22 protein-coding genes are annotated in these 25,349 nt (G+C 64.0%); 12 read left to right on the top strand and 10 right to left on the bottom strand.

From position 1 onward, the window contains the following. Positions 1-75 precede the first annotated feature (75 nt). Positions 76-978, bottom strand: coding sequence for a helix-turn-helix domain-containing protein (locus LJ737_RS25345; RefSeq protein ID WP_227769572.1), 903 nt, complete (start codon positions 976-978; stop codon positions 76-78). A 190-nt stretch (positions 979-1,168) separates the two neighbouring features. Between LJ737_RS25345 and LJ737_RS25350 the strand changes: the two genes are divergently transcribed. Continuing rightward, the gene (locus tag LJ737_RS25350) at positions 1,169-1,582 is read left to right on the top strand and encodes a helix-turn-helix transcriptional regulator (protein ID WP_227769573.1); all 414 of its coding nucleotides are present in this window, start codon (positions 1,169-1,171) and stop codon (positions 1,580-1,582) included. 76 nt (positions 1,583-1,658) lie between these two features. Next, the gene (locus LJ737_RS25355) at positions 1,659-2,423 is read left to right on the top strand and encodes an SDR family NAD(P)-dependent oxidoreductase (protein ID WP_227769574.1); all 765 of its coding nucleotides are present in this window, start codon (positions 1,659-1,661) and stop codon (positions 2,421-2,423) included. A 91-nt stretch (positions 2,424-2,514) separates the two neighbouring features. On the opposite strand, the gene LJ737_RS25360 is transcribed toward LJ737_RS25355, so the two are convergent. The 4 genes from LJ737_RS25360 to LJ737_RS25375 all read right to left on the bottom strand — a co-directional run bounded on the left by LJ737_RS25360 (position 2,515) and on the right by LJ737_RS25375 (position 5,304). Next, a complete protein-coding gene (locus tag LJ737_RS25360; RefSeq protein ID WP_227769575.1) occupies positions 2,515-3,384 on the bottom strand; it encodes a DUF3667 domain-containing protein in 870 nt (289 codons plus the stop codon). Positions 3,385-3,547: 163 nt separating this feature from the next. Continuing rightward, the gene (locus tag LJ737_RS25365; protein ID WP_227769576.1) at positions 3,548-4,009 is read right to left on the bottom strand and encodes a hypothetical protein; all 462 of its coding nucleotides are present in this window, start codon (positions 4,007-4,009) and stop codon (positions 3,548-3,550) included. 143 nt (positions 4,010-4,152) lie between these two features. After that, positions 4,153-4,698, bottom strand: a complete 546-nt coding sequence (locus LJ737_RS25370; protein ID WP_227769577.1) for a 2'-5' RNA ligase family protein — start codon at positions 4,696-4,698, stop codon at positions 4,153-4,155. 9 nt (positions 4,699-4,707) lie between these two features. After that, complete coding sequence (locus LJ737_RS25375; RefSeq protein ID WP_227769578.1) at positions 4,708-5,304, bottom strand: DUF1572 family protein; 597 nt, start codon at positions 5,302-5,304, stop codon at positions 4,708-4,710. Between the two features lie 110 nt (positions 5,305-5,414). Here LJ737_RS25375 and LJ737_RS25380 point away from each other — a divergent pair, with 110 nt between their 5' ends. Next, a complete protein-coding gene (locus tag LJ737_RS25380; RefSeq protein WP_227769579.1) occupies positions 5,415-7,607 on the top strand; it encodes an AsmA family protein in 2,193 nt (730 codons plus the stop codon). Between the two features lie 198 nt (positions 7,608-7,805). Here the strand turns inward: LJ737_RS25380 and LJ737_RS25385 are convergent, their stop codons facing one another. After that, positions 7,806-8,567: a carboxypeptidase-like regulatory domain-containing protein gene (locus LJ737_RS25385; RefSeq protein ID WP_227769580.1), complete on the bottom strand. Its 762-nt coding sequence runs from the start codon at positions 8,565-8,567 to the stop codon at positions 7,806-7,808. Positions 8,568-8,660: 93 nt separating this feature from the next. After that, positions 8,661-9,773: a sensor histidine kinase gene (locus tag LJ737_RS25390; protein ID WP_227769581.1), complete on the bottom strand. Its 1,113-nt coding sequence runs from the start codon at positions 9,771-9,773 to the stop codon at positions 8,661-8,663. 125 nt (positions 9,774-9,898) lie between these two features. On the opposite strand from LJ737_RS25390, the gene LJ737_RS25395 reads away from it, so the two are divergent. From LJ737_RS25395 to LJ737_RS25420, 6 genes are all read left to right on the top strand, one after another. Next, complete coding sequence (locus tag LJ737_RS25395; RefSeq protein ID WP_227769582.1) at positions 9,899-10,471, top strand: Riean_0653 family protein; 573 nt, start codon at positions 9,899-9,901, stop codon at positions 10,469-10,471. Positions 10,472-10,697: 226 nt separating this feature from the next. Then, the gene (locus tag LJ737_RS25400; RefSeq protein ID WP_227769583.1) at positions 10,698-11,912 is read left to right on the top strand and encodes an aldose epimerase family protein; all 1,215 of its coding nucleotides are present in this window, start codon (positions 10,698-10,700) and stop codon (positions 11,910-11,912) included. A 94-nt stretch (positions 11,913-12,006) separates the two neighbouring features. After that, a complete protein-coding gene (locus LJ737_RS25405; RefSeq protein WP_227769584.1) occupies positions 12,007-13,671 on the top strand; it encodes a ribulokinase in 1,665 nt (554 codons plus the stop codon). Positions 13,672-13,837: 166 nt separating this feature from the next. Continuing rightward, positions 13,838-14,530, top strand: a complete 693-nt coding sequence (locus LJ737_RS25410) for an L-ribulose-5-phosphate 4-epimerase (RefSeq protein WP_227769585.1) — start codon at positions 13,838-13,840, stop codon at positions 14,528-14,530. A gap of 268 nt (positions 14,531-14,798) precedes the next feature. Beyond that, the gene (gene araA, locus LJ737_RS25415) at positions 14,799-16,289 is read left to right on the top strand and encodes an L-arabinose isomerase (protein ID WP_227769586.1); all 1,491 of its coding nucleotides are present in this window, start codon (positions 14,799-14,801) and stop codon (positions 16,287-16,289) included. A 227-nt stretch (positions 16,290-16,516) separates the two neighbouring features. Next, the gene (locus tag LJ737_RS25420) at positions 16,517-17,629 is read left to right on the top strand and encodes a LacI family DNA-binding transcriptional regulator (protein ID WP_227769587.1); all 1,113 of its coding nucleotides are present in this window, start codon (positions 16,517-16,519) and stop codon (positions 17,627-17,629) included. Between the two features lie 154 nt (positions 17,630-17,783). On the opposite strand, the gene LJ737_RS25425 is transcribed toward LJ737_RS25420, so the two are convergent. Then, positions 17,784-18,971, bottom strand: a complete 1,188-nt coding sequence (locus LJ737_RS25425; protein ID WP_227769588.1) for a serine hydrolase domain-containing protein — start codon at positions 18,969-18,971, stop codon at positions 17,784-17,786. Positions 18,972-19,032: 61 nt separating this feature from the next. Next, entirely contained in the window at positions 19,033-19,473 is a 441-nt protein-coding gene (locus LJ737_RS25430) for a hypothetical protein (RefSeq protein WP_227769589.1), read from the bottom strand. 626 nt (positions 19,474-20,099) lie between these two features. On the opposite strand from LJ737_RS25430, the gene LJ737_RS25435 reads away from it, so the two are divergent. Then, on the top strand, positions 20,100-21,125 hold the full coding sequence (locus tag LJ737_RS25435; protein WP_227769590.1) for an aldo/keto reductase: 1,026 nt from the start codon (positions 20,100-20,102) through the stop codon (positions 21,123-21,125). A gap of 168 nt (positions 21,126-21,293) precedes the next feature. Here the strand turns inward: LJ737_RS25435 and LJ737_RS25440 are convergent, their stop codons facing one another. After that, the gene (locus LJ737_RS25440) at positions 21,294-21,728 is read right to left on the bottom strand and encodes a hypothetical protein (protein WP_227769591.1); all 435 of its coding nucleotides are present in this window, start codon (positions 21,726-21,728) and stop codon (positions 21,294-21,296) included. Positions 21,729-22,037: 309 nt separating this feature from the next. Between LJ737_RS25440 and LJ737_RS25445 the strand changes: the two genes are divergently transcribed. Further along, positions 22,038-23,276, top strand: coding sequence for a DUF4062 domain-containing protein (locus LJ737_RS25445; RefSeq protein WP_227769592.1), 1,239 nt, complete (start codon positions 22,038-22,040; stop codon positions 23,274-23,276). Positions 23,277-23,389: 113 nt separating this feature from the next. Further along, positions 23,390-25,327, top strand: coding sequence for an ABC-F family ATP-binding cassette domain-containing protein (locus tag LJ737_RS25450; RefSeq protein WP_227769593.1), 1,938 nt, complete (start codon positions 23,390-23,392; stop codon positions 25,325-25,327). The last annotated feature ends 22 nt before the right edge of the window (positions 25,328-25,349 follow it).

Consider the following 25,349-nt stretch of genomic DNA (forward strand, 5'->3'; position numbering starts at 1 on the left):
TCGAATTGACGAAGGCAAAACTAGAGCAGGCCCGGCGCCAGGGCCTAGCCCGGTTCAAACCAATGCTTGCGAAAATCAAACAGCTCGCACGGCTGAAGGCACGGCGCCGGTGTGCTTGCGGAAGAAGTTGCTGAAGTGGGCCGGCTCGGCAAAGCCTAGGCAGTAGCTGATTTCGGACACGTTCCAGGCCGTGTGCCGGAGCAGGGCGTGGGCCTCGCGCACCAGACGCTCGGCAATGAGCTGGGTGGTGGTTTTGCCGGTCACGTCCTTGAGGGCGCGGTTCAAGTGGTTGACGTGCACGGCCAGCTGCCCGGCAAAGGCCTGGGCGGTGCGCAGCTTCACCTGCTGCCCGGGCGTCTCGATGGGAAACTGCCGCTCCAGCAGCTCGGCGAACAGCGAGGCAATGCGCGTGGCGGCCGTGCTGTCGTGGTAGAGCGTGGTGGCCGGCTGCAGCTTCAGGGCCGTGTGGGCCAGCTCCAGCACGTAGCCGCGCAGCAAATCGTACTTGTAGGCGTAATCCGACTGGATTTCGGCCGCCATCTTTTCCATCAGCTGCGCGGCGGCCGCGTACTGCTCCGCCGTGAGCGAGTACAGCGGCTGCCCGCCCGGCCGAAACAGCGGCAGCTCCAGCAGGCCCGCGGCGTGGTAGCGCTGCAGAAAGGCCTCGGTGAAAATGCAGAAAAACCCGGTTTGCTGGTCGTCGAGCGGCTCCCAGTCGTAGGGCACCAGCGGGTTGGCAAACAGCAGCGCGTGCCCGCGGATTTCGACGGTACGGTCGGCGTAATGATAGTTGCTGCGGCCCGTCACCAGCGTGATTTTGTAGAAGTCCTTGCGGCTGTAAGGCAGGTGACAGGCGTTGGGCCCCACGAAATCGTCGAGGCGAAAGACGTTGAAGTGGCCGATGTCCTGCTGCAGGTTGGCGGGCAACCAGTGGATTTTTTGCTGGTAAAAATCGGCGAGGCTGACGGGCTTGAGCATAGCCGAAGTTACGCAAATCAAACCAAGCTAGCTATTCTGCAGCCCGGGTAACAAGCCGGCCGCGCGGCGGCGGAGGGCATGTGCAGTAGCCGCTCGGGGGCTCGAAGCGGCCCGGCCTCAGACCTTTACGCCAAGCGGGCCCCAACCTCTGCCGCGTGTTGCAGTTATTGCACTCGTAATCCGTACTGCCATGCCCACGCCCATTCCGAAGAAAATTTTGGCCCGCCAGCACGAAATCGTGGCCGACTTCCTGCGCGAAATCGACCGGCACCTGGCCGACCTGGAGGTGGGCCGGGCGACGGAAATGCTGGAAATCCGCGACCTGGCCGACCGCCTGCACATTCACCCGACGCACCTGAGCAACACTCTTAAGCTCGTGACCGGCCACGCACCCTGCTACTTCTTCGAGGCGCGCATCCTGGAGCTGGCCCAGCGGCTGTTGCGCGACAGCCCGGCCCCGGTGGCCGACATTGCCGCCCGCCTCACCTACGACCCGTCGAACTTCACCAAGTTCTTCAAGCGCTTCGCCGGCCTCACGCCCAAGCAGTACCGCGAAGCCGAATGGGCCCGGCAGCGGCAAGAAGCGGAAACAGTCACCATTTAAACTGAAACACTCACCACGCGCCGGCCGCGGCGGGGCCGGACCTTTGGGCCATCGGTTTTTCACCTAATCACCTCCGATGAGCACTTCCCCGACAATAGCCCTGGTTACCGGCGGCAGCCGCGGCCTGGGCCGCAACGCCGCCCGCCACCTCGCCCTCAGCGGCCACGACGTGGTGCTGACCTACCGCACCCGCGCCGACGAAGCCCAGGCCGCCGTGGCCGACATCGAAGCCCTGGGCCACCGCGCCGTGGCCCTGCCGCTTGACACCGGGCAGGTCGGCTCGTTTCCGGCCTTTGCCGAAGCCCTAGCCGCCGCGCTGCGCCAGCACTGGCAGCGCGACACCTTCGACTTTCTCATCAACAACGCCGGCATCGACTCGCGCGGGCTGATTGCCGAAATGACTGAAGAAGCCTTCGACGCGCTGCTGAACGTGCATTTCAAGGGCGTGTACTTTCTCACCCAGCGGCTGCTGCCTCAGCTGGCCGACGGGGGCGGCATCGTCAATTTCTCCACCGGGCTGGCCCGCTTCACCACGCCGGGCTATTCGGCCTACGCCTCCATGAAGGGCGCCGTGGAAACACTGACCAAGTATCTGGCCAAGGAACTGGGCGGCCGCGGCATCCGCGCCAACGTGGTGGCGCCCGGCATTATCAAAACCGACTTCACGGCCGCGGCCCGGCAGGCGCACCCCGAACTGGAAACCTACATGGCCGGCCAGACGGCGCTGGGCCGCATCGGCGAGCCCGACGACGTGGGCGGGGTGGTGGCCTTCCTCTGCTCCGACGCCGCCCGCTGGGTCAACGCCCAGCGCATCGAGGCCTCGGGGGGCTACTCGCTCTAGCTGCGGCGTGGATTGCCGCTTGCCAAGGCCGAACGGCCGCCGCAATGCAGATTGCGGCGGCCGTTCGACTTATGTGGAAGAGGAAGGGCAGCTAGTGCGGAGCCGGGGCCGCTGGCTGGTGCTGGGCGCGGGCCGCGTGCTGCCGACGCATCTGCTCGTGCATACGCGGCACCATCATGCCGACTAGTATCACGGCCACGAGCAACACCAGCAGGATGAAATTGCCCACGCTGGTGAGCAGGCCGCGGGCGTAGCGCCCGATGGCACTCAGCGCCGTGGGGGCCAGCAGTTGCGCGTACATCCGGGCCTGGAGCCCAAACATCACCGCGGACGTGAGCAAGGTGAGCCGGCCGATGGCGGCCGTGCCGCTGAGCAGGTACATGGCCGGGATAAAAACCAGGTTGACGGCGCTGGCCGTGCCGATGGCAAACGCATTGACCACGATGCATTCGGCGTAATTGAGCCCGCCGCGGCGCAGGACCTGCCGCGTGAACAGCGCCGTCACCGGGAGCATCAGCACTTGGTACCAGCTCATGTATTTGATAACCGGGCCCAGAGTCTCCTGCTGCAGCTGCCGGGTGGCCGCCGGTACTCGCGGGTCGTGCAGGTCGAAGGGAACGATGTGCAAGGCCGCCATCAGAAACGTGGAGACGCCCACCAGCAGCAGCAGGTAGGAAATGGGGGCGAAGTAAGGGCGCCGCTGCCCCGCCAGGTAGGCGCGCAGCGCGGCCCCCGGCCGCAGCACCATCTCGCGCAGCGTAAACAGCAAGCCCTTGTCGACGTGCCAGATGGAATGCGGAATTTCGTGGAGCAGGTGGCCGGTGGTGATGCGGTGCGTATCGGCCGGCTGCCCGCAGTGGGCGCAGTACTGGTCGTGCAAGCCGGTGCCGCAGTTCAAGCAGGCGTGGGGCGAGGTGTGCGCCGCGGCAACGGAGCTAGCGGGGGTAAGCGTACTGTGCATAGAGGGTAGTAGCAAGCTGACTTGCTGAAATATAGCCAAACCAGCAGGGTGCTGCTAGGCCGGGAAGAAATAATTCATTCGGGCGGCATCCATCGAGCGGCGGGCACGAAAAAGCCCTGCCAAGGCGGGCTTGGCAGGGCTACAACCGAACAGCGGAGCCCGCTTAGAAGCGGAACAGCGGACGGGCCGGGTTCCAGATGCCCCAAGGAATCATCAGCAGCACGATGAGCAGGGCCACGCCAAACCAAATGGCGGCGCGCTTGTGCTTGAGCACCGCGTCGAGGGCTTTTTTGGAGGTGCTGCGGCCCACTTGCGCGCAAATGACGGCCACCAGCATCATGGCCAAGTGCTCCACCGCGAAAAAGCGGCCCGTGGGGTCTTTCATCACCGCGCCGCCGGCCGTTTCGAAGGCCTTGGCGCCGTAGGGGCTCACGAAGTACAAAATCAGGCCCAGCAGCAGCTGCAGGTGCATGGAGCCCACGAAAGAAGCTCCCATGCCGTTGTCGGCGCCGGAGTAGGGCTTGCGGCCCAGCCAGCCCGAGAGGGCGCGCAGGAAGGCAATCAAACCAAAAATCAGGACGAGCCAGCGGGTCCAGGAGTGCAACAGCAGTAGCGTGGAGTACATAAGCAGCGGGTTGGTGCGGGGTAAAGGTCGGGCGCGGCGCGGAAAATGCCGCGCCGTCGGCCGGGAAAATGCAGCTGGCGTGGATAATGCTGGCCGAAACTAGGCTAGCGCCAAGGCTTGCTATTCGACAACCGACAACGGCCTCATTCGTCTTCGCCCTCGAGTGGGTAGACTTCTTCGGGAATAAACTGCTCGCCTTCCTGACGCAGAATGGCCAGGTTGCTGATGCGCAGCTTGAGGTTGAAAGTCTGCTCGTTGAGGTACTGCAGCACCGGGCCCAGCAGCTCGGGCGTGGTGTCGTGCAGAGCCAGGGAAATGTGGGGCAGCCACAGTTCGGGCTGGCTAAACTTGTCGGTGCGCAGGCACAGCGGCTCGGTGGCCGAGAGCAGGCGGCGGTGCAGGCGGTTGAGCGCGTCGGAGCGGAGTACCGGGATGTAAATGACCGGGTTTGGGCCCGGAAACAGGCCCAGCCCGGTGGTGTGCGCCTCGAACGGCGCGGTGGTGGCGGCAATGTCCTCCAGCACCTCCTGCAGCGCCTCGTGCTTGCTCACCCCGGCCAGCAGGTAAGTAATGTGCGGGTCGGGCGTGGCCTGCACGTCATCAAGGCCAAACTCATCCTCCAGGCTTTGGATGATGCCGTTGATGCGCTGGGCGTTTTGGGGGTTGAGCAGGGAAGTAATAGCAAGCATACGCGGCGCTTAAACTCCGGAACCCGGGCCAAGGTTGGCGGCCGGGGTATGCTGGGCTCGCATCTGGGCGTTGAACTGCTCGCTTTGTCCGCGCGCAATGCTGAGCGTGTGCCAATTGGCGCCGCGCAGGGTTTTGGCCAGCAGCACCAGTTGCCCGGCGTGGTAGGCGTAGTGCGTGAGCTGTCGCTGCAGGGCCGAGAGGGCCGAGTGCCGCTCCTGCCGGATGGTGACGGGGCGCAGCCAGTCGGCGGGGTGCTGCTCCAGGTGGTCGAGCACCCGCCAGAGCAGGGGCCACGCCGCCTGCCACTGCTGCTGCAGCGCGGGCACCGCGTCGGCCGTTGCCGGTGCCTCGAACTCTTGGTCGCGGTGGCGGTCGGCCTTCTCGCCGTCGGCGGTCCAAAAATCGGTGAAGCGGGAGCGGAGGTTGCCCGTTAGGTGCTGCACGATAACGGCCGCGCAGTTGGCATTCGGCTCGGAGCACCACAGCCACTCGGCGGGCGTGAGCTGGGCCAGGGCTTTGTCGGCCAAGGCCTGGTAGCTGCGGAAACCGTGGCGGACGGTAGCCAGCAGCTCGGCCGTCAGGGCGGGGGAAGCGGGCGTAGACATGGCAAAAACGGGGAAACCGGCCCGAAGGTAACGGCTAGCCGCCAACTCCGGCGTGCGCCGGCCAGCCCAGCACCCGGGTTTTGCGTACTAGCCCTGATTTCGTTTCGCGCGTGACTCCCAACTTAGCCCCTGCTCCGTCGCCTTCCGCTGCTCCGCCGCCCACGCGCCGCCGGTTGCGCTGGCTGTGGTGGCTGCTGGGGGTACTGGTCTTGCTGGTGGGGCTGGGCGTGGTGGGCGCCCGCCTGCTCGACCCCTGGCTGAAGCGCAAGCTGGAGCGGACCGTGGCCGAGAGGTCCGGCGGGCGCTACGAGCTGCGCATCGGCGCGCTGCACACCAGCCTGCGCCAGCGCGCCCTCACGCTGCGCCGCGTGTGGCTGCGGCCGGGCGGCTGGCCCCGGCCGCGGGCCGTGCCGCCCGGCACCGAAGCGCCCTGGGTGCTGCTCACCGTCGATGAAATCCGGGTGGCCGGCATCGGGCTAGGCGCCTTGCTGAAGGGCGAAGTGGTAAATGTGGACACCCTTCTGGTGCGCGCGGTGCGGGCCCGGGTGCTGCGCACGCCCGAGCGCGGCGGCACCCGCAAGCCCCTGCACGAGCAGCTGCCCCAGCGCATTCCGGGCGTGCGGCTGGCCCATCTGCTGGTCGACGACGTGCGGGTGGTATCGGGCCTGCATGGGCACGAGCGCACGCAACTGCGCCACGGCCGCCTCGCCGCCACCGACGTGCTCATCAGCCGCGGCGCCGCCGAAGACTCCAGCCGGCTGAGCTACGCGGCCTCCGTGAAGCTGCGCGTGGAAGGCCTGGAAGCCCAAGTGCCCGGCCACCACCTCCGCCTCGGTGCCGCCCGCTTCAACTCCGCCCGCGGCCGCCTCCGCCTCGATTCGCTGCGGGTCTTGCCCGTGGCCGACGGGCAACTGCCCCGCGGGGCCACCCGCGTGGCGCTGTGGCTGCCGCGGCTCACGCTCAGCGGCCTGCGCCCGCGCCAGCTGGCCCGCCGCGTGCTGCAGGCCGACTCGCTGCTGGTGCCCGGGCCGCGCCTCACGCTGGGCGTGCCGGCCCAGGCCCCTCCGCCTTTGCACGTAGCGCTGGCGCCCTACCTGCGCCGGGTGCAGCTGCGGCATCTGCGCATCAGCCGGGCCCAGCTGCGCCTCACCCAACTGGAGCTGGCTCCGCACCTGGCCGACGTCAACCTCACCGGCACCGACATCCGGGTGGATTCGGCCGGTTTCCGCGACCGGCAGCGCGTGCTCTACGCCCGCAACTGGCGCGGCAGCAGCGGCCCCGGCCGGGTCACCGTCGACGCGCCGTATTACCACATCAGCTGGGGCGAACTGCGCCTGGACACGCGCGCCCGCAGCCTGCAGCTCGCCCGCGGGCTGATCCGGCCTACCATGTCGCAGGACGCGCTGTCGCGCAGCAAGGGGCGGCAGGCCACGCACCTGACGCTGCAAATTCCGCAGTTGCGCGTGAGCGGCCTCGACTATTGGGGGCTGTTGCACCAGGCCGTGCGCGCGCAAACGGTGACGGCCCCCGGCCTGCGCCTGGGCATCATCGGCAACGCCCACTACCCGCTGGGCAACAAACTGGCCGTGGTTACGCCCGAAAACGTGCGCAAGCTGCCCTTCCGCCTCGACGTCCGCACCCTGCGCGTGCAGGACCTGGCCATCCGCTTCAAGTTTACCGGGGAGCTGGCCCGGCGGCCCGGATACTTCGCCATTACCCGCCTCACCGGCACGGCCACCAACCTCACCAACGACCCGCAGCGCATGAGCGCGGCCCATCCGGCCGTCATTCAGGCCACGGCCTACCTGCAGGACCGCGGCCGCTTCTCGGCCACGGCCTGGGTGCCGCTGCTCGATCCGCAGGGCCGGCACCGCCTCGTGGGGCACTTCGGCCCGGCGCCCTTCGCCATGCTGAATTCCATTACCGTGCCCACGCGCTCGGCCCGGTTTGAACGCGGGCAGGTGCAAGACATCCGGGTGCAGCTGCAAGTAGACCAGCAGGGCGTAAGCGGCCGCATGTGGGCCCGCTATTCCGACCTGAAAGTGGATTTGCTCAGCACCAGCGGCGGCGGGCGCGACAAGCAGAAGTTGAGCACCAAAATCCTCTCCAAGGCCGCCAACGTGCTCGTCATTCGCGACGACAACCCGCGCCGCAAGGGCGCCGAACTCAAGGATGCCCTCGTGCGCTCCGACCGGGACCGGCGCTACAGCGTGTTTACCATTTGGATGCAGGGCGTGGTGAGCGGACTGCTCCACAGCATCGGCGTACCCGGCAAAATGGCCGAGGAACTTAGCGAGATGTAGCGCGGTGACCTGCTTAGCAGGTGCCGCGGCCCGAACCCAACGGGCTGAATCAGTGGAGTGCTGGCGGCCTCGCTCGGCGCGCCGGAGCGCCCAGCAGTTCGCGGCTAAGCCCAGTCAGAGCGCCGGCGGTAAGGTTTGGGGGAGGGTTGAGACCTAGGAACAGCAAGGCGGCGCCTACCACGCGACCCGGCAGAACCGCTAGTAAGTCACTGCGGCGAAGTAACCGTTGGTGGTATTGAACTTGCCGCTGGTGACGCTGTTGGCCGCGCCGGCCTCAAACGAAAATACCCCGGCCACCGTCCGGGCTACCGGGTCGTGGTAGGTGATGCGCACGGTGCCGCGGCCCTCGGGCGCCGCCGTCGACCAGCGGTAGGGCACCGCAGCGCCGTTGTCGCGCTGCTGGTAAACGATGGTGGCCGTGCTGCCGCATTCGTACGTGCCCGGGCCGGTGAAGTCGGTCAGTTGAATAAACATCTGTTCGGCGTCGGGCAGGGCGTGGGGAGCGTTGCGCACCGCCGTGAGCAGCAGTTGACGCCCGCTCAGGGCCGCTGTCACGCTCCCGAAACGGTAGGCCTCGGCGCCGATGCTGTAGGCCAGCGTATTGCCCAGGGCCGTGGGCACGGCGGGCAGCATGGTCACGGTGTCGAGGTTGCTGGTGGCGTAGCGCACGGTGCAGCGCTCCAGCACCGGCTCGGTATACTCGGCGGTGGGCTCGATGGTAAGCTGGTAGCTGCCGTTGGGCACGTTGCGCAGCTCAAAGGCGCCCGATGCGTCGGGCAGCACCACGTAGGTGCGTTGGGCTTCGTCGGTGGCCTTAATGCGAGCGGCTGCTCCGGCCGGGTTTACCACGCCGATTAGCGTACCCACGGCGGGTTTCACGTGGGAGCCCTCCTCCTCGCAGGAGGCCCCCCCGAGCACCATGCAGAGCAAGGCGCCGGCGGTAGCAAAACGGACACGCATAAACAAAAGCAGATATAATATGGTGCAATCTACGTGGCGGGGCCTTATGTCGGTTCGTTGGTACCAAAAAACTGCCCTGCTGGCGCGCCTGCGCTATTGGCCGGGGGCGGCCTCGGCGGCGGCCGGCAGCTCGATGTAGAAGGTAGTGCCCGCGCCTTCCTCGCTCTCAAACCAGATGCGGCCCTCGTGCAGCGTGACCAGCGTGTGAATCACCGACATGCCCAGGCCGGTGGTCCGCTCGCCGCGCAGGCCCGGCCGGCGGGCTTTGGTAAACTTGTCGAAGAGCAAGGGCTGCAGCCGGGCCGGGATGCCCACGCCCGTGTCGCGCACCTGCACCTGCACCCGGCCCGGGGGCAGCGCCACGTGCACGTCGATGCGGCCGCCGTCGGGGGTAAATTTCAGCGCGTTGGATAGCAGGTTGTTGATGATTTGCTGAAACTTGTTGTCGTCGATGTGCACGTAGGCCACCTCGGCCTCGGTTGTGAAGCCGATGCGCTTGTGCAGCAGGTGCTGCACGTTCTGGTAGTTGGTCAGAAAGGAGCGCAGGCGGCTCACCAGGTCGAGGCGCTCCAGCTTGAGCTCCACGTTGGCCGACTCCAGAAACTCCTGGTCGACAAAGTCGTGGATCAAATTCACGCTGTCGGTGCAGGTAGCCTCCATCAGGCGCAGCAGCTCGCGCAGGGCAGGGTTGTCGTAGTCCTGGGTTTGGGCGGCCACGTGCGCGGTGAGCTGCTGCAGCACCACCAGCGGCCCGGCGAGGTCGTGGGAGAGAATTTCGAGGGTGGCGTTTTTCTTGGCGTTGAACTTGTCGGCGTTGCGCATGTACTCCTTCGGGCTCGTGATGTCGCGCAGGGTGCCTACCAGCAGCGTGTCGCCCGGCGCGTCGGTGCTGCGGGTGGCCGTCAGGGCCAGCCACTGGCGGCGGCCGTCGGCGTGGCGCAGGCGCAGTTCCAGGTCCTCGACGGCGGCCACTTCGCCGCGCAGCACCGGCAGCAGCTGCTCGCGCAGGTACTCCAAGTCGTCGGGGTGCAGGCGGGCCAGCCAACGGGGCAGGTCTTGGTCAATGCGGTCTACGGCCGCGCCCAGCAGCTGCTCATAGGCTGGGCTGAGGTAGCGGACGCGGCGCGTGCCCACGTGGTAGGCGAAGAAGACGGTGCGGGTGTGGTCGGCCAGCGGACCGAACAAGGCGGCGTAGTCGGGCGGCATGGGGGTAAGGCAACGGGAGTAACTGAGGGTGTACCGATGCGGCCGCGCTTTCGTTGCGGTGGCGGGATGGCACGGCGTTGGCAAGGGTAGCCGGGAGGCAGCGGTTTCCCTGCTTCCCGGCTGCTATGAATTATTTGCCCCTGCTAACCAGCCTGCTGGCGGCCCTGACGGCCCTGGCCGGCTGCGAAAAAAACACCGTCGGCCCCGAGGCCAGCCTGCCGCCGGCGACGGCCACCGGCGCCGAAACGCTAGGCTTCGTCCTTGACGGCGCCGCTTGGACGCCCGCCGGGCAGCGCTGCGGCATTTACGGCTGCGCCGACAACCGCGTGGAAGCTTCCTCGCACCTGAGCGGGCGGCGGCGCTTCCTGCTGCTTACCGCCGCCCGCACCGACGGCCGCCGCAACGAGTCCTTTGTGCTGCAAATCGACTCGCTGGCCGGGCCGGGCGTGTACCGCGCCACCGCCGGCGGCCCCGGTGCCACCGGGGCCGAAGCCGGCACCAAGCTCTACTACACCGATAGTCGCCGCGGAATGCAGTACCAAAGCCGGCCCGGCACGGCCACCATCACCGTCACGGCCGTCGACACGGTGCGCAACTTGGTGGCGGGAACTTTCGAGGGAAAGCTCAGCAGCCTGGGTGCGGACGAATCGGCTGTGCAAATCAGCGCGGGACGGTTTGATGTGTTTTACAATCGATAAACTATTGGCTGCGGCAACAACCAATTATCTGGGTACCTATTTAGCCGGAATTGTCCTTGTTATAGGTAGTAATGCGTCATTCTCTTGCTACTTAATTTACACAAACGATTGTGCAAACGTGCGGCTTTTTATACTTTTCAGTCCGCTTAGCTGCTGGCGCGTTTCGGGCTGATTGGTCCGCCGGTGGCCGCTGAGCTTTTTCGCTCACGCTCTTACCCCACCCACGATGCCTCGTCTATTCCAAGCCGCCGGTGCGCTGACGGCCCTCGGTGCCAGCGGCCTGCTGCTGCTGGCCAGCTGCAACCAATCGGCCCCCGCCGACCAGCCGGCGGCCGGCGCCGCCCAGCCGGCCGCAGCCGACTCCACCCAAGCTGCTGGCAGCGCCGAGGCGCCCCAGGGCGTGGGCTTCGGCAAAACCGCCGACGGCCAGCAGGCCGAGCTCTACACGCTCAGCAACGCCCACGGGCTGAAAGTGAGCATCACGAATTACGGCGGTACCATCACCCGCCTGTTCGTGCCCGACAAAGCCGGCCGTTTCGGCGACATCGTGCTCGGCTTCGACAGCGTGGCGGGCTACCAGAGCCCGGCCTACCGCAAGGCCGGCCCGTACTTCGGGGCGCTGATCGGGCGCTACGGCAACCGCATCCGCGGCGGCAAATTCACGCTCGACGGAAAAGACTACACCCTGGCCAAAAACAACGGCGCCAACCACCTGCACGGCGGCCTCAAGGGCTTCGATAAGGTGCTGTGGCAGGCCGAGCCGGGCACGTCGGCGGAGGGCCAGACGCTCACGCTGCGCCACCTGAGCAAGGACGGGGAGGAAGGCTACCCCGGCAACCTGCAAGTGACGGTGGTGTACACGCTCACGGCCGACGACGCGCTGAAAATCGACTACTCGGCCACCACCGACAAGGCCACGCCCGTCAACCTGACCAACCACGCCTACTTCAACCTCGCGTTGGGCCAGAGCAAAAACGTGCTGGCCCACGAGGTGACCTTGCCCGCCGACCGCTACACCGTGGTCGACGCGGGCCTGATTCCGACCGGGGAACTGCGCCCGGTGCAGGGCACGCCCTTCGACTTCACCACTCCGCACGCCATCGGGCAGCGCATTGCGCAGGTGCCCGGCGGCTACGACCACAACTGGGTGCTTAACCAATCCGAGGGCATGCACCCCGCCGCTACGGTGTACGAGCCCGTTTCGGGCCGCACGCTGGAGGTGACGACTACCGAGCCCGGCATTCAGTTTTACACCGGCAACTTCCTCGACGGCACGCTCACGGGCAAGGGCAACGTGACCTACGGCAAGCATGCGGGCTTCTGCCTGGAAACTCAGCACTTCCCCGACTCGCCCAACCAGCCCAAATTCCCGAGCACCATTCTCAAGCCCGGCCAGACCCTGCAATCCACCACCGTGTACCGCTTCGGCGTGCGCAAATAGGTGAGGTTGTGGATTTGTGAAGTTGTAAAACGCCCAAGGCAGGGCTCACAGATTCGCAAACTCATCACTTCCCAACTTCTCAACTTCACCCTTGATGAACTACGTCATCGGCATCGACTACGGTACCGACTCGGTGCGGGCCGTGCTCGTGGATGCCCACTCCGGCGCCGAAGTGGCCCAGGCCGTGCACCCCTACGCCCGCTGGAAAGAGCAGCGCTACTGCAACGCCGCCCAAAACCAGTTTCGCCAGCACCCGCTCGACCACCTCGAAGGCCTCGAAGCCACCGTGCGCGCCGTGGCCGCCAAGGTACCCGCTGAGCAGATCGTGAGCCTGGCCGTGGACACCACCGGCTCGACGCCGGGCCCGGTGAATGCGCAGGGGCAGAGCCTGGCGCTGACGCCCGGCTTCGAGGAGAATCCGAACGCCATGTTCGTGCTCTGGAAAGACCACACCGCCCTGCAGGAAGCCGCCGAAATCAACCAGAAAGCCAAAACCTGGGGCGGCGAGGACTTCACGCGCTTCGAGGGCGGCATCTATTCCTCGGAGTGGTTCTGGGCCAAAATTGCCCACGTGGTGCGCGAGGATGAGGCCGTGGCCCAGGCCGCGCACTCCTGGATGGAGCACTGCGACTGGCTGACCCTGCAGCTCACCGGCGGCGAGCTGGCTTCCTTCAAGCGCAGCCGCTGCGCCGCCGGCCACAAGGCCATGTGGCACGAAAGCTGGGGCGGCTTGCCCAGCGAGGAATTCTTGGTGCACTTGGAGCCCAAGCTGGCCGGCCTGCGCGAAAGACTGTACACCGAAACTTACACCGCTGACGAAGTGGCAGGTAAGCTCTCCGCCGAGTGGGCCGAGCGCCTGGGCCTCAGCACCGACACCGTGGTAGCCGTGGGCACGTTCGACGCCCACGCCGGCGCCGTGGCGGGCGAAATCGAGGCGTACTCCATGGTGAAAGTGATGGGTACCAGCACCTGCGACATCGTGGTGGCGCCCATGCAGGAAGTAGGGGAGAAGCTCGTGCCCGGCATCTGCGGGCAGGTGGATGGCTCGGTGGTGCCCGGCATGCTGGGCCTGGAAGCCGGCCAGTCGGCCGTGGGCGACCTGTTGGCCTGGTTCCGGCAGGTGCTGGAGTGGCCCCTGCGCGCCCTGCTGCCCGCAAGCGGCGTGCTCAGCGCCGAGCAGCAGGACCAGCTGCGCGAGGAGCTGGCCGGCCGGATGATGGTAGAACTCAACAAAGCCGCTGCGGCCGTCGACCCCGCCGAGTCGCAGGTGCTGGCCCTGGACTGGGTGAACGGCCGCCGCACGCCCGACGCCAACCAAGCCCTGAAAGGCGCCCTGATGAACCTCTCCATGGGCACCGACGCCCCGCACATCTTTCGGGCATTGGTGGAAAGCATCTGCTACGGTTCGCGCCGCATTGTGGAGCGTTTCGAGGAGCAGGGCGTGTCCATCAAGCAGGTCATCGGTCTGGGCGGCGTGGCCAAGAAATCGGCCTTTATGATGCAAACCCTGGCCGACGTGCTCAACCGCCCCATCCGCGTGGCCGAATCCGACCAGGCCCCGGCCCTGGGCGCGGCCATGTACGCCGCCGTTGCCGCCGGCATCCACGCCGACGTGCCCGCGGCGCAGAAAGCCATGGGCAACGGCTTCGCCGAAACCTACGAGCCCAACCCCGCCCGCGTGGCCGACTACGAGCCGCGCTACCAGCAGTATCTGGCCTTCGGCGAGTTCGTGGAAGCCCAGACGCCGCGTATGGTCTAGTTGGTTGGGCTTGAGCCATCTGTCATCCTGAGCGCAGCGAAGGGCCTTGTCACCGAGGAACGATAATCGCCACAACGACTCGTTCAATTGCTATAAGGTTCTTCGCTGCACCCAGGATGACGGCCGACAAGCTGACAACCGACAATTCGCAACTGACAACTCAAGCATGTACCAAGACCTGAAACAGGCCTGCTACGAGGCCAACATGCAGCTGCCCAAGCTCGGGCTGGTGCTCTTCACCTTCGGCAACGCCTCGGTGGTGGACCGCCAGAACCGCGTCTTCGCCATCAAGCCCAGCGGCGTGCCCTACGAAACGCTGCGCCCCGAGGACATCGTCATCGTGGACTTCGCCAACAAGATCGTGGAAGGCACCAAGCGCCCGTCGTCAGACACCAAGACGCACGCGGTGCTCTACGCGCACTGGGAGCACATCGGCGGCATCGTGCACACGCACAGCACCTACGCCACGGCCTGGGCCCAGGCCCAGCTTGACATCCCGATCCTGGGCACCACCCACGCCGACCACCTCACCGTGGACGTGCCCTGCGCCCCGCCCATGTCGGACCAGCTCATCCAGGGCGACTACGAGCACCAGACCGGCTGGCAGATTCTCAACGAGTTTCAGCGCCGCGGCCTCACGCCCGAGGAAGTGGAAATGGTGCTCATCGGCAACCACGCGCCCTTCACCTGGGGCAAGACCGTGGACAAAGCCGTGTACAACAGCGCCGTGCTCGAAGAAATTGCCCGTATGGCCTACCTCAGCTGCACCCTGCGCCCCGGTGTGCCCCGCCTCAAGGACGCGCTCATCCGCAAGCACTACGAGCGGAAGCACGGCGCCGGCTCCTACTACGGGCAGTAGAGCCGCAACCTTGCGTCTCGTCGCAGAACGACGCCCAAAGAACTGTCATGTCGAGCGAAGTCGAGACATCTCGCATGCTTGTGTTGAACGACTGGAAAAGGCTGTCATGCTTCGACTGGGCTCAGTATGACAAAACCATCCAGCCATGTCCCCCGGCTACGCTAGGAATGACGGGCATGCGCAACGTTTCACGCAATCGATAATCCAACACCACCCAACATACGACGCCGCCCGCACCCAAGGGCGCGTTCCGCTTTTCCCTCCTCCCATGATTGACATTTCGAAGTACGAAGCCTGGTTTATCACCGGCAGCCAACACCTCTACGGCCCCGAAACCCTGGAGCAGGTGGCCAAACACTCCCAGCAGATTGCCGAAGCCCTCGGCGCGGCGCTGCCCATCAAGGTGGTGTACAAGCCGGTGCTGACCGGGCCCGACGAGATTTTCAAGCTCATCCAGGAAGCCAACACCACCGCCAACTGCGTGGGGCTGATTGCCTGGATGCACACCTTCTCGCCGGCCAAAATGTGGATCAACGGCCTGAAAATCCTGCAGAAGCCGCTGGCCCACCTGCACACGCAGTTCAACCGCGACATTCCCTGGGGCGACATCGACATGGACTTCATGAACCTGAACCAGTCGGCGCACGGCGACCGGGAATTCGGCTTCATCGGGGCGCGCATGAGCATCAAGCGCAAGGTGGTGGTGGGCCACTGGCAGAGCGCCGACGTGCACGAGCGGCTGAGCATCTGGGCCCGCGCCGCCTGCGCCTGGGCCGACTGGCAGGGCGGGCGCATCGTGCGTTTCGGCGACAACATGCGCTACGTGGCCGTGACCGAGGGCGACAAAGTGGAGGCCGAAATCAAGTTTGGCTACAGCGTCAACACCTACGGCATCGGGGATTTGGTGGCCACCATCAACACCATCAGCGACGGCGAAATCGAAGAGCTGCTGCAGGACTACGCGGCCGAGTACCACGTGGCCGACAACCTGCAGGACGGCGCCACGTTCCGCTCCTCCCTGCGCGAAGCCGCCCGCATCGAGCTGGGCATGCGCCGCTTTTTGAAGGACACCAACGCCATTGGCTTCACCGACACCTTCGAGGATTTGCACGGCATGGCCCAGCTGCCCGGCATTGCTACCCAGCGCCTGATGGCCGACGGCTACGGCTTCGGCGGCGAGGGCGACTGGAAAACCGCGGCCCTGGTGCGCGCCATGAAGGTGATGGGCGCCGGCCTGCCCGGCGGCAACTCCTTTATGGAGGACTACACCTACCATTTCCAGCCCGGCAACGAGCAGGTACTCGGCTCGCACATGCTGGAAATCTGCCCCTCGATTGCCGAGGGAAAAGCTAAGGTGGAAGTGCACCCGTTGGGCATCGGCGGCAAGGCCGACCCGGTGCGCCTGGTGTTCAACTGCCCCGCCGGCCCGGCCCTGAACGCCACCATCGTCGACCTGGGCCACCGCTTCCGCATGGTGGTGAATGAGGTGGAAGCCGTATTGCCCGAGCACGAGCTGCCCAAGCTGCCCGTGGCCCGCGTGCTCTGGAAAGTGCAGCCCGACCTGGCTACCGGCGCGGCCGCCTGGATTTACGCCGGCGGCGCCCACCACACCGGCTACAGCCAGAACCTCACGACCGAGTACCTCGAAGACTTTGCCGACATGGCCGGCATCGAGTGCGTGGTCATCGACGAGGACACCAAGCTGCGCCGCTTCAAAAACGAGCTGCGCTACAACGAGGTGGCTTTCAGCGGGCGCTAAGGCTGGCTTCGATCCAGAGGCTAATTAGGGCGTCATGCTGAGCGCAGTCGAAGCATCTCTACTGCTTCGTTGAACAAGACCAGACGAAGCCGGTAGAGGTGCTTCGACTGCGCTCAGCATGACGCCCTACCTGTTTTGTACTGCTTATGCCCAGCGAAACCAGGGTTACCAGTTGTCCGCTGTGCCATCTGTTACCTTTGTCGTTGCTCTGAACCGCTTTTTCGCCCATGCCCCCGCGTAAGAAATCCGCTGCTGCGCCCGCCGCCGGCGCACCCGTGTCCATGGCCGACCTGGCCCGGGAGCTGGGCGTGTCGATGACCACGATTTCGCGGGCCCTGAGCGACCACCACAGCATCGGGCCGGAGATGAAGCGCAAGGTGCTCAAGCTGGCCAAAAAGTATAACTACCAGCCCAACCGCCTGGCTTCGGCCCTGCGCAAGGGGCGCAGCAAGCTGCTGGGCATCATCGTGCCCTACATCGAGGGGCGGTTTTTTGCCCGGGTGGTGCACGGCATGGAAACGGCCGCCCGGCAGGCCGGCTACCACGTCATCATCTGCCAGTCGAACGAGGACGAGGCCCAGGAGCGGCGCAACCTCGAGGCCCTGCTCAACGTGCAGGTGGCCGGCATTCTGACCTCCGTGGCCCGCTCCACCCGCGACTACCAGCACTTCGACCAAGTGGCCGAGCGCGGCGTGCCGCTGGTGTTTTTCGACCGGCGGCCCGACGAGCGGCCGGTGCACGCCGTGGTGCTCGACGACCAGGAAGGCGGCTACCTTGCCACCCGGCACCTGCTGCAGCAGGGCTGCCGCCGCGTAGCCCACGTGGCCGGCCCCCAGCACCTGAACATCTACCGCAACCGCCGCCTGGGCTACCTGCAGGCCTTGCAGGAAGCCGGCATCGCGCCCGACGAAGCCCTGATCAGCTACGGCGACATGAGCCAGGAAGCCGGCGCCGCTGCCCTGCAGCAGTGGCTAAAGCTGCCCCAGCCGCCCGACGGCGTGTTTGCCGCCGGCGACTACGCCGCCCTAGGCGCGCTGGAAGAAGCGCAGCGCCGGGGCCGCGCCGTGCCCGGCGAAGTGGCCGTGGTCGGGTTCAGCAACGAAACCTTCACCGTCATTGCCAAGCCCGCCATCAGCTCGGTGGAGCAGCGCTGCGAGGAAATGGGCCAAGCCGCCGTGCGCCTGCTGCTGGAGCTCATCGAAGCCGACGGCGCCGCGTTCGGGCCCCGGCAGCTGGTGCTGCAGCCCGAGTTGCTGGTGCGCGCCTCCTCGCAGCGGTTGGAGACTGCGCCAGCGCCCAAAGAAGCCAAGCCGCGCCGCAGCCGAACCGCGCCGGCGTAAGCTGCGGGAAAGCAGAAAACGCTTCCTGCTGCGCTTGTCGATGCACTTGCGACCGGACAACTCAGCGCAGCGGAAGAGAGGCCGCGTGGTGCTTAGCAGAACGTTCAAAACGTATTCGTAGCCGCCCTAACCACTGACCATCCGGTTAAGCGGGTCAGCGCGCCGTCCGGTAGTACGGCACGTAGTTCTGCCAGTCGATGGGCGTGAAGGTATCGGCAATGGTGACGCGCAGCAGGCTCTGGTAGGCACTTTCGGCGTTGTCGCTGTTGCTCATCAGCAGCACGCCGATGCCGGCCTCGGGAAACACAATGGAGTAGTGCTGAAACCCGTCGCCGTGGCCTTCCTTGAAGGCGCCCACGCCGTAGGGCGAGTGCAGCAGGCCCCAGCCCAGGCCGTAAGCAAGCTGCACGTGGTCGTAGCGGTCGGTGTCCTGGCGGGCGAGCGGGCCGAACTGGGCCCGCGAATGAATGGCAATTTGGGGTCGGAACATATCCTGCCAGGATTCGGGCTTCAGCAGCTTGCGCTGCAGCACGGCTTCGAGGAAGCGGGTGTAATCGGCGGGCGTGGTTTCGAGGGTGCTGGCGCTGCGCGGCTCGTTGTCCTTGTCCTTTTCCAGCACCTTGCCGCCGGCGTCGTGGCCCAGGGCGTAATCGGCCTCGAAGCGCGGCTGCCACTGGTAGCTCGACGTGGTCATGCCCAGCGGGCCAAAAACCTTCTCCTGCATCAGGGCTTCAAGCGGGCGGCCCAGCTTGTGCTCCAGCACCACCTGCAGGTACACCAGCCCCTCGCCGGAGTAGCCGTAGCGCGCGCCGGGCCGGCCGTGCACGCGCAGCTGCTGGTCGGGCTCGTCCCAGCGCCAGTTGGGCAGGCCGCTGGTGTGGCTCAGGCACATGCGGGCGGTGATGCGCCGGTACAGCGAATCGGTGCGCAGGGCGCGGTAGTCGTCGTGCCAGCGCGTCTTCGGGGCGTACTCGTAGATGGGCCGGGGCAGGTAGTGCTGCAGGGGCTCGTCCAAGGTAAGCTGGCCTTCCTCCACCAGCTTGAGCACTAACACCGCAAACACGGCTTTGCTCAGCGAGGCCCCGTAGAATTCGGTGTCGAACTGCAGCGGCTGCCGGCTCGCCGTGCTTTTCACCCCGAAGGCGTGCCGGTATACCGCCCGGCGGTGGTTGAACACGACCACGGCCAGCCCAGCCACGCGGGCCGAATCGGTAATCTGCTGGATGCGGCGCGTCAGCTCCGCGCGGCGGATGCGGGTGCTGTCGAGGCGGGTGATGCGCGGGCCGGCGGCGCAGCCGGTTAGCAGCAGAACCAGGGGCAGCAGCGGCAGGAGTCGGGGCATCGGGCAGCGGGTAGAGGGCGGCCCAAGGTAGCGGAATCGGCTGTGAATCAGGCTTGCCGCCTCAGGCCACCTGCAGCTCCTCTTCGCGGTAACAGTCCCAGTACCCGTCGTTGAGCCGGTACACGTTCACGCGGTGAATCCAGCCGGTGTCGGGGTGGCGCTCCTTGAGCTGCCCGCGCCAGATAACGGCGTAGGCCCGGCCGACGGCGGGCGGCTGCACGGGCTGGCCTAGGTCGTAGGCGTAGGTGGCGGAGGAGGCGCGCATGATGACGCCGCCGGGCGGGCTGCCCGCTTCGGCGGCCGGACCAGCGGCGCCGGGCAGGGGGCACGGCTGCTCGTGCCAGGCCAGCAGCTCGCCGCAGCAGGGGCAGAGCGAATCGGCGGTGGGCTCGTCGGCAAACGCCGCTTCGCCAGCAGCGGCGGTTTCGGGAAGGTCGGCCGCCAGCGCATCGGACTGCTGCTCAGCGGCGGTGTAGCGCGGGGCTTTGCGGGTTATGGCCATGACAGCTTTAGCTAAAATTTTAGCTAAAGTACGGCTGGCTAAGTTTTTTGGCAAACGGCCGGCGCACAGGCCACCGTCATTCAGGTTGTCAAGCCCGGGCCCGGCCCGGTCGCGCAGCCGGGATGCCGGGCGGATAAAACGTCCTGCCCGCGCTGGTATCGGCTTTTCGAGACGCCGTTACTGCTTGGCCAGATGCCCCAGCTCGTTGTGTCGAGCGCAGCCGAAACATCTCGCGTGCTGATGTGGCGCGTCGTGGGCGCCTCACGGGAACCCGGCGGGGCACGGCCCCCTCTCCATTTTCGCAGAGGGGGAGCCACGGCGACACGGTAGGCACAGTTCGCGGGATTCGGCATGACGTGCCGTCTGGATTGGGCAAGGTCCGCACGCGAGATGTCTCGACTGCGCTCGACACGACGGGCTGGAGGGTCGGGCACGGGGCAGGTGCTTTGTATAAGCGGCTCCTGCGGTTGCCGGTGGAAACGCGGGGGCCACTGTTGCGGTCGAACTTCGGCGCCTTCTGCCGCAACCGACATTGCGGGCAGCCGTTGGTTGTAGAACCCAGCGTGCCGCCAGCGAGGCACGATTTCCTCACCGCGGGGCCGGGCTCCGCGCTACTCCCATACCGCATGGAATACCGACAGTTAGGCGCTTCGGGCCTGCGCATACCGGTTTTGAGCTACGGCACGGCCACCTTCGGCGGGGGCAACGAGTTCTTCAAGGCCTGGGGCAACACCCAGGTCGAGGAAGCCCGCCGCCTCATCGGCGTCTGCCTGGAAGCGGGCGTCAACCTGTTCGACACGGCCAACGGCTACTCCGACGGCAAGGCCGAAGAAATCCTGGGCCGGGCGCTGGCCGGACGCCGCCAAGACGTGCTGATTTCCACCAAGGCCACTTTCCCGACCGGCCCCGGCCCGAACGACTACGGCTCCTCCCGCCTGCACCTGATGCGGGCCTGCGAGGACTCCCTGCGCCGCCTCGGCACCGACTACATCGACATCTACCACATGCACGGCTTCGACGCGCACACGCCCATCGAAGAAACCCTGCGCACCCTCGACCAGCTGGTGCAGAGCGGCAAGGTGCGCTACATCGCCTGCTCCAACTTCTCCGGCTGGCACCTGATGAAAAGCCTCTCCGTGTCGGAGCGCTACGGCTGGGCGCGCTACGTGGGCCACCAGGCCTACTACTCCTTGGCCCACCGCGAGTTTGAGTGGGAGCTGCTGCCGCTGGCCCAGGCCGAGGGCGTGGGTACCATCGTGTGGAGCCCCTTGTCGGCCGGGCTGCTGAGCGGCAAAATCCGCCGCGGCCAGCCCATACCCGAAAGCAGCCGCCTGGCCCAGGGCGGCGGCCAGGGCCCGCAGGTGCCCGACGAACGGCTCTTCGCCATCGTCGACGTGCTCGACGAACTAGCCCGGGAAACCGAGAAAACCGTGCCCCAGGTAGCCCTAAACTGGCTGTTGCAGCGCCCCACGGTGGTCAACTTGGTCATCGGCGCCCGCAACGAGGAGCAGCTGCGCCAGAACCTCGGCGCCGCCGGCTGGAATCTCACGGCCGAGCAGGTGGCGCGCCTCGACGCCGTCAGCGCCACCACACCGATTTATCCCTACTGGCACCAGCAGCGCTTTCCGATGCTGGGGCACGTGGGGATGTAAAAGCGGCGGACTTCCGAAAGTTGACTTTGCGGCCCCGAAGTTTCCGGGCCGACCATTGCAAGCGTTGGATGGTCGACCCGGAAACTTCGGGTGGCCTCCGAAAGCTCTCGGGGTCCGCCCGAAGTTTTTTTGTTGGATAAAGTAAAGAGAAGTAAGACGAGGCCGGATTTACTGCTCGACTACGGAATACCTGCCGACCCGCCAACCGTTGGGCTGCCGCACCAGCTGGCCCGCAGCCACTACGCCCTCGATGGCATAACCCAACCGGAAATCCAGGGTGTCCTGCCGCTGCCGCAGCAGCCCGAGGCGCACGTAGTCGCGGATGCGGCGCTGCTTCAACTGCTGGTCGGTCAGCAGCACGACGGCGTGGTTGAACTTCCGCAGCCGCAGGCCGGGCGTGGCAAAGGCGTCGACCTGAAGCTTCACCGGCAGCCGTTGGGCTAGTTTGGCGTGGTAGTAACCTTGTAGGTCGGGTAAGTCGAGCAGGAGCTGCAGGATCTGCTGCCGCTCGGTGGAGGGGAGGGTAGTGGGCTGGGGCTGCCAGGCGGGGCGGGCAGCCAGGCAGAAGATGGCGGCGAGGAGCAGCTTGGCAAGGCGGAGCATAGAGAGCCTGTTGATAAGTGATACAATACTGAACCCAAGTCAGATGAGTGCTAATCCTTTGGCGGGTTGCTTTCATCATATTCCCGCTCAACTTCCTCATAGTAAGGCGACAGGGACGGGCCTGGTGCGTGACTCAGTTGCCCACGCTTAAGCGTGTACCCCATACAGGCACAAGTTTAGCTTAACGTAACTCAGGCCTACGATAAGGCAAAAATTCGTTTAGTGCAGGTCAAAGACAAGTGCTAAAAATATTAGACATTCTGCTAAATGTTAAGTTATTTGCTCAAGTACAAACAAGCATTTACAAGAATGGCGAAGTCTCTAACTCACATCAGTATTTTTTTAGCGTCACCGTCTGATCTGCAGCAAGAACGCAAAGCAGTAGCAGAAACTGTGATAGAACTCAACGGCGTACTGAGAACCACAATGAATGTATGTCTTGACTTGCTAACTTGGGAAACGCACTCTTTCCCTTCTGTGGGGGAAGATGCTCAAGATGTTATTAACAAGCAAATAGGTGAAGATTATGATATATTTTTAGGTTTAATGTGGAGTCGTTTTGGGTCTGTTACTGGGCGTGCTGGTTCTGGGACGGAAGAGGAATTCAATAGAGCATATGATAATCATTTGAAGTCCTCTGGTAAGACAAAGGTTATGATGTATTTTGGGTCTAAGCCAATTGTATTTGAGGATATTGATGTTGATCAAATAGTCAAAATAAAAGAATTTAAGAAAAAAACTCAAGATATGGGTGTTCTTCACTCTAGTTTTACTGATGTAGATGATTTAGTAAGATTATTGAAATTGCATTTGCCTCACCATATTAAGGAAATAATAGATGATGACAAGCCTATATCCATTAATTCAATGGATGAATTGGATGGAGGTAAAGTTGAGAAAGTATTCGATAACCCAATAGAATTGGACGTGGATATGGGATATTGGGACTATCAGGAGGTTTTTCAGAGTAATTTTTCTGAGATTGGTATTGTAATGGAGGCTTTGACAGAATATTTACATGAGCTGACTAGTAATATGAATGATACAACAGATAAGCTAAATTCTTTGAAAGAAAGAGGTAATTATAAGCCAACTGAGGTTAAGCTTGTGATTAGTAAATTTTCGAAAGAAATATTTCATTATGTAAATAAGTCAAAAGTAGAAGTTAGTAGGTTTAATGAGTTGTATACTGAAGGTATAGATTCATTGACAAAAGGGTTTTATATAGCTGATGCAGACTATGAAATGGGTATTGATGAAGTTCGGCAACTTGTATCTGATCTTGATGAAACAGCTGCTGTAGTTAAATCAGCTGCTAAATCAGCGCGTGGTTTTAAAAGTAAGATTAATAATTGGCCTTCTGTATCCAAAGAGTTAAATATTGCTATCAGGACTTTGAATAATAATATTGATATGACTATTAAAGAATTTTTAGGATGTGAAAAAATGCTATCAGAGCTTTCTGACTTAGTAAACGATAAGCTTGCTAAGCTTGAGGGAGAAGCCGATCCAGATACTGGAACAGGTGCTTCTTTAGCTGATGAGTGAGTAACTTTTGATGCTGCTGAGAAGCTTCATTAATGAAGACTATCTAATGACATACGTAAAGGATAGTCTATCTACGCCGTACCTTTGCCCTTCCTGCGCTGCAAGGTATCTACATGATTTCCATCTCCGACCTCGACTTTCACTTCGGTGCCCGTACGCTTTACGACGGGGCCAACCTGCACATCAAGCCCAAGGACAAAATCGGCCTCATCGGGCTGAACGGCCAGGGCAAATCCACGCTGCTGCGCCTGCTGGTGGGCGAGTACCGCCCCGACGGCGGCAGCATCAGCATGAGCAAGGACGTGACGCTGGGCTTCCTGAACCAGGATTTGCTTAGCTACGACTCGCACGAGCCCATCCTGGTGGTGGCCATGCAGGCCTTCGAGGAAGCCCTCGGCCTGCAGAAGAAGATTGACGAGGTGCTGCTGGAGTTTGAAACCAACTATACCGACGACCTGGTCGACAAGCTGGCGGCCCTGCAGGAGCGCTTCGAGGCCCTGGGCGGCTACACCATGCAGGCCCGCACCGAGGAAATCCTCGAAGGCCTGGGCTTCACCACCGAGGAGCTGCAGCGCCCGCTGAAGCTGTTTTCGGGCGGCTGGCGCATGCGCGTGATGCTGGCCAAAATCCTCTTGCAGGAACCCTCGCTGCTGCTGCTCGACGAACCGACCAACCACTTGGACTTGCCCTCCATTAAGTGGATTGAAAACTACCTCGCCGGCTACGAAGGCGCGGTGATTATCGTGTCGCACGACCGGGAATTCCTCGACAACACCACCAACATGACGGTGGAAGTGACCGGCGGCAAGCTGGTGCCCTACGCCGGCAACTATTCCTTCTACATGGAGGAAAAGGCCCTGCGCGACGAAATTCAGCAGGGCGCCTTCGACAACCAGCAAGCCGCCATCCGGCAGGCCGAGCGGTTTATCGAGCGGTTTAAGGCCAAGGCCTCCAAGGCCAAGCAGGCCCAGAGCCGCCAGAAGATGCTCGACAAGATGGAGCGCATCGACTCGGTAGCGCCCGAGGCGGCCAAGGTGAACTTCTCCTTCCGCTTCTCGGTGCAGCCCGGCCGCCACATCCTGCGCATGGAGCACGTGACGAAGAAGTACGGCGACAAGCTCATCTTCCGCGACACCAACGTGCACATCGAGCGGGGCGACAAAATCGCGCTGATCGGGGCCAACGGCAAGGGTAAATCCACGCTGATGCGCATGGTGTCGGGCTCGGAGGGGCCGACGGCGGGCACCCACCAGCTGGGGCACAACGTCATCATGGCCTTCTACGCCCAGCACCAGCTGGAAAGCCTGAACGTGGACAACGAGGTGCTGCAGGAGATGGTGCAGGCCGGCTCCAAGCGCACCGAAATGGAATTGCGCACGGTGCTCGGCTCCTTCCTCTTCACCGGCGACTCGGTGTTCAAGAAAATCAAGGTGCTCAGCGGGGGCGAGAAAAGCCGCGTGGCCCTGGCCAAAACGCTGATTTCGGAGGCCAACTTCCTGCTGCTCGACGAACCGACCAACCACTTGGACATGCAGTCGGTCAACATCCTGATTCAGGCGCTGGAGCAGTTTGAGGGCACCTTCCTGGTCATCAGCCACGACCGTTACTTCGTGGAAAACGTGGCCACCAAGATCTGGTACATCGAGGATTTCCAGCTGAAGGAGTACCCCGGCACCTACCACGAGTACGAGCAGTGGCAGGACGAGCGCGCCAAAGACGCCAAGAAAGCCGGCCTGAACGCCCCGGCCGCCCCGAAGCCCAAGCCGGTGGAGGTGAAAAAGGAGCTGAGCCAGCAGGAGCGCGAAACCACCCAGCGCGAGCTAAAGCAAACCAGCAAGCAGCTGCAGGAAGTGGAAGCCCGCGTGAGCAAGCTGGAGCAGGAGCTGGCCGCCTACGAAAAGCAGCTCGGCGACGCGAACATCTACAACAACGCCGCCCAGCTCAAGGACACCACGGTGAAGTTTGAGCAAGTGAAAAAGGAGCTGGCCAAGGTCAACGACCAGTGGGCGGAGCTGGCTGAGAAAGTGGAAACGCTGGAAGGCAAGCTGTAGCGCCACCCGCTCGTGCTATTAA

It is taken from the genome of Hymenobacter sp. 15J16-1T3B (assembly GCF_020711235.1).
Classification (GTDB): Bacteria; Bacteroidota; Bacteroidia; order Cytophagales; family Hymenobacteraceae; genus Solirubrum.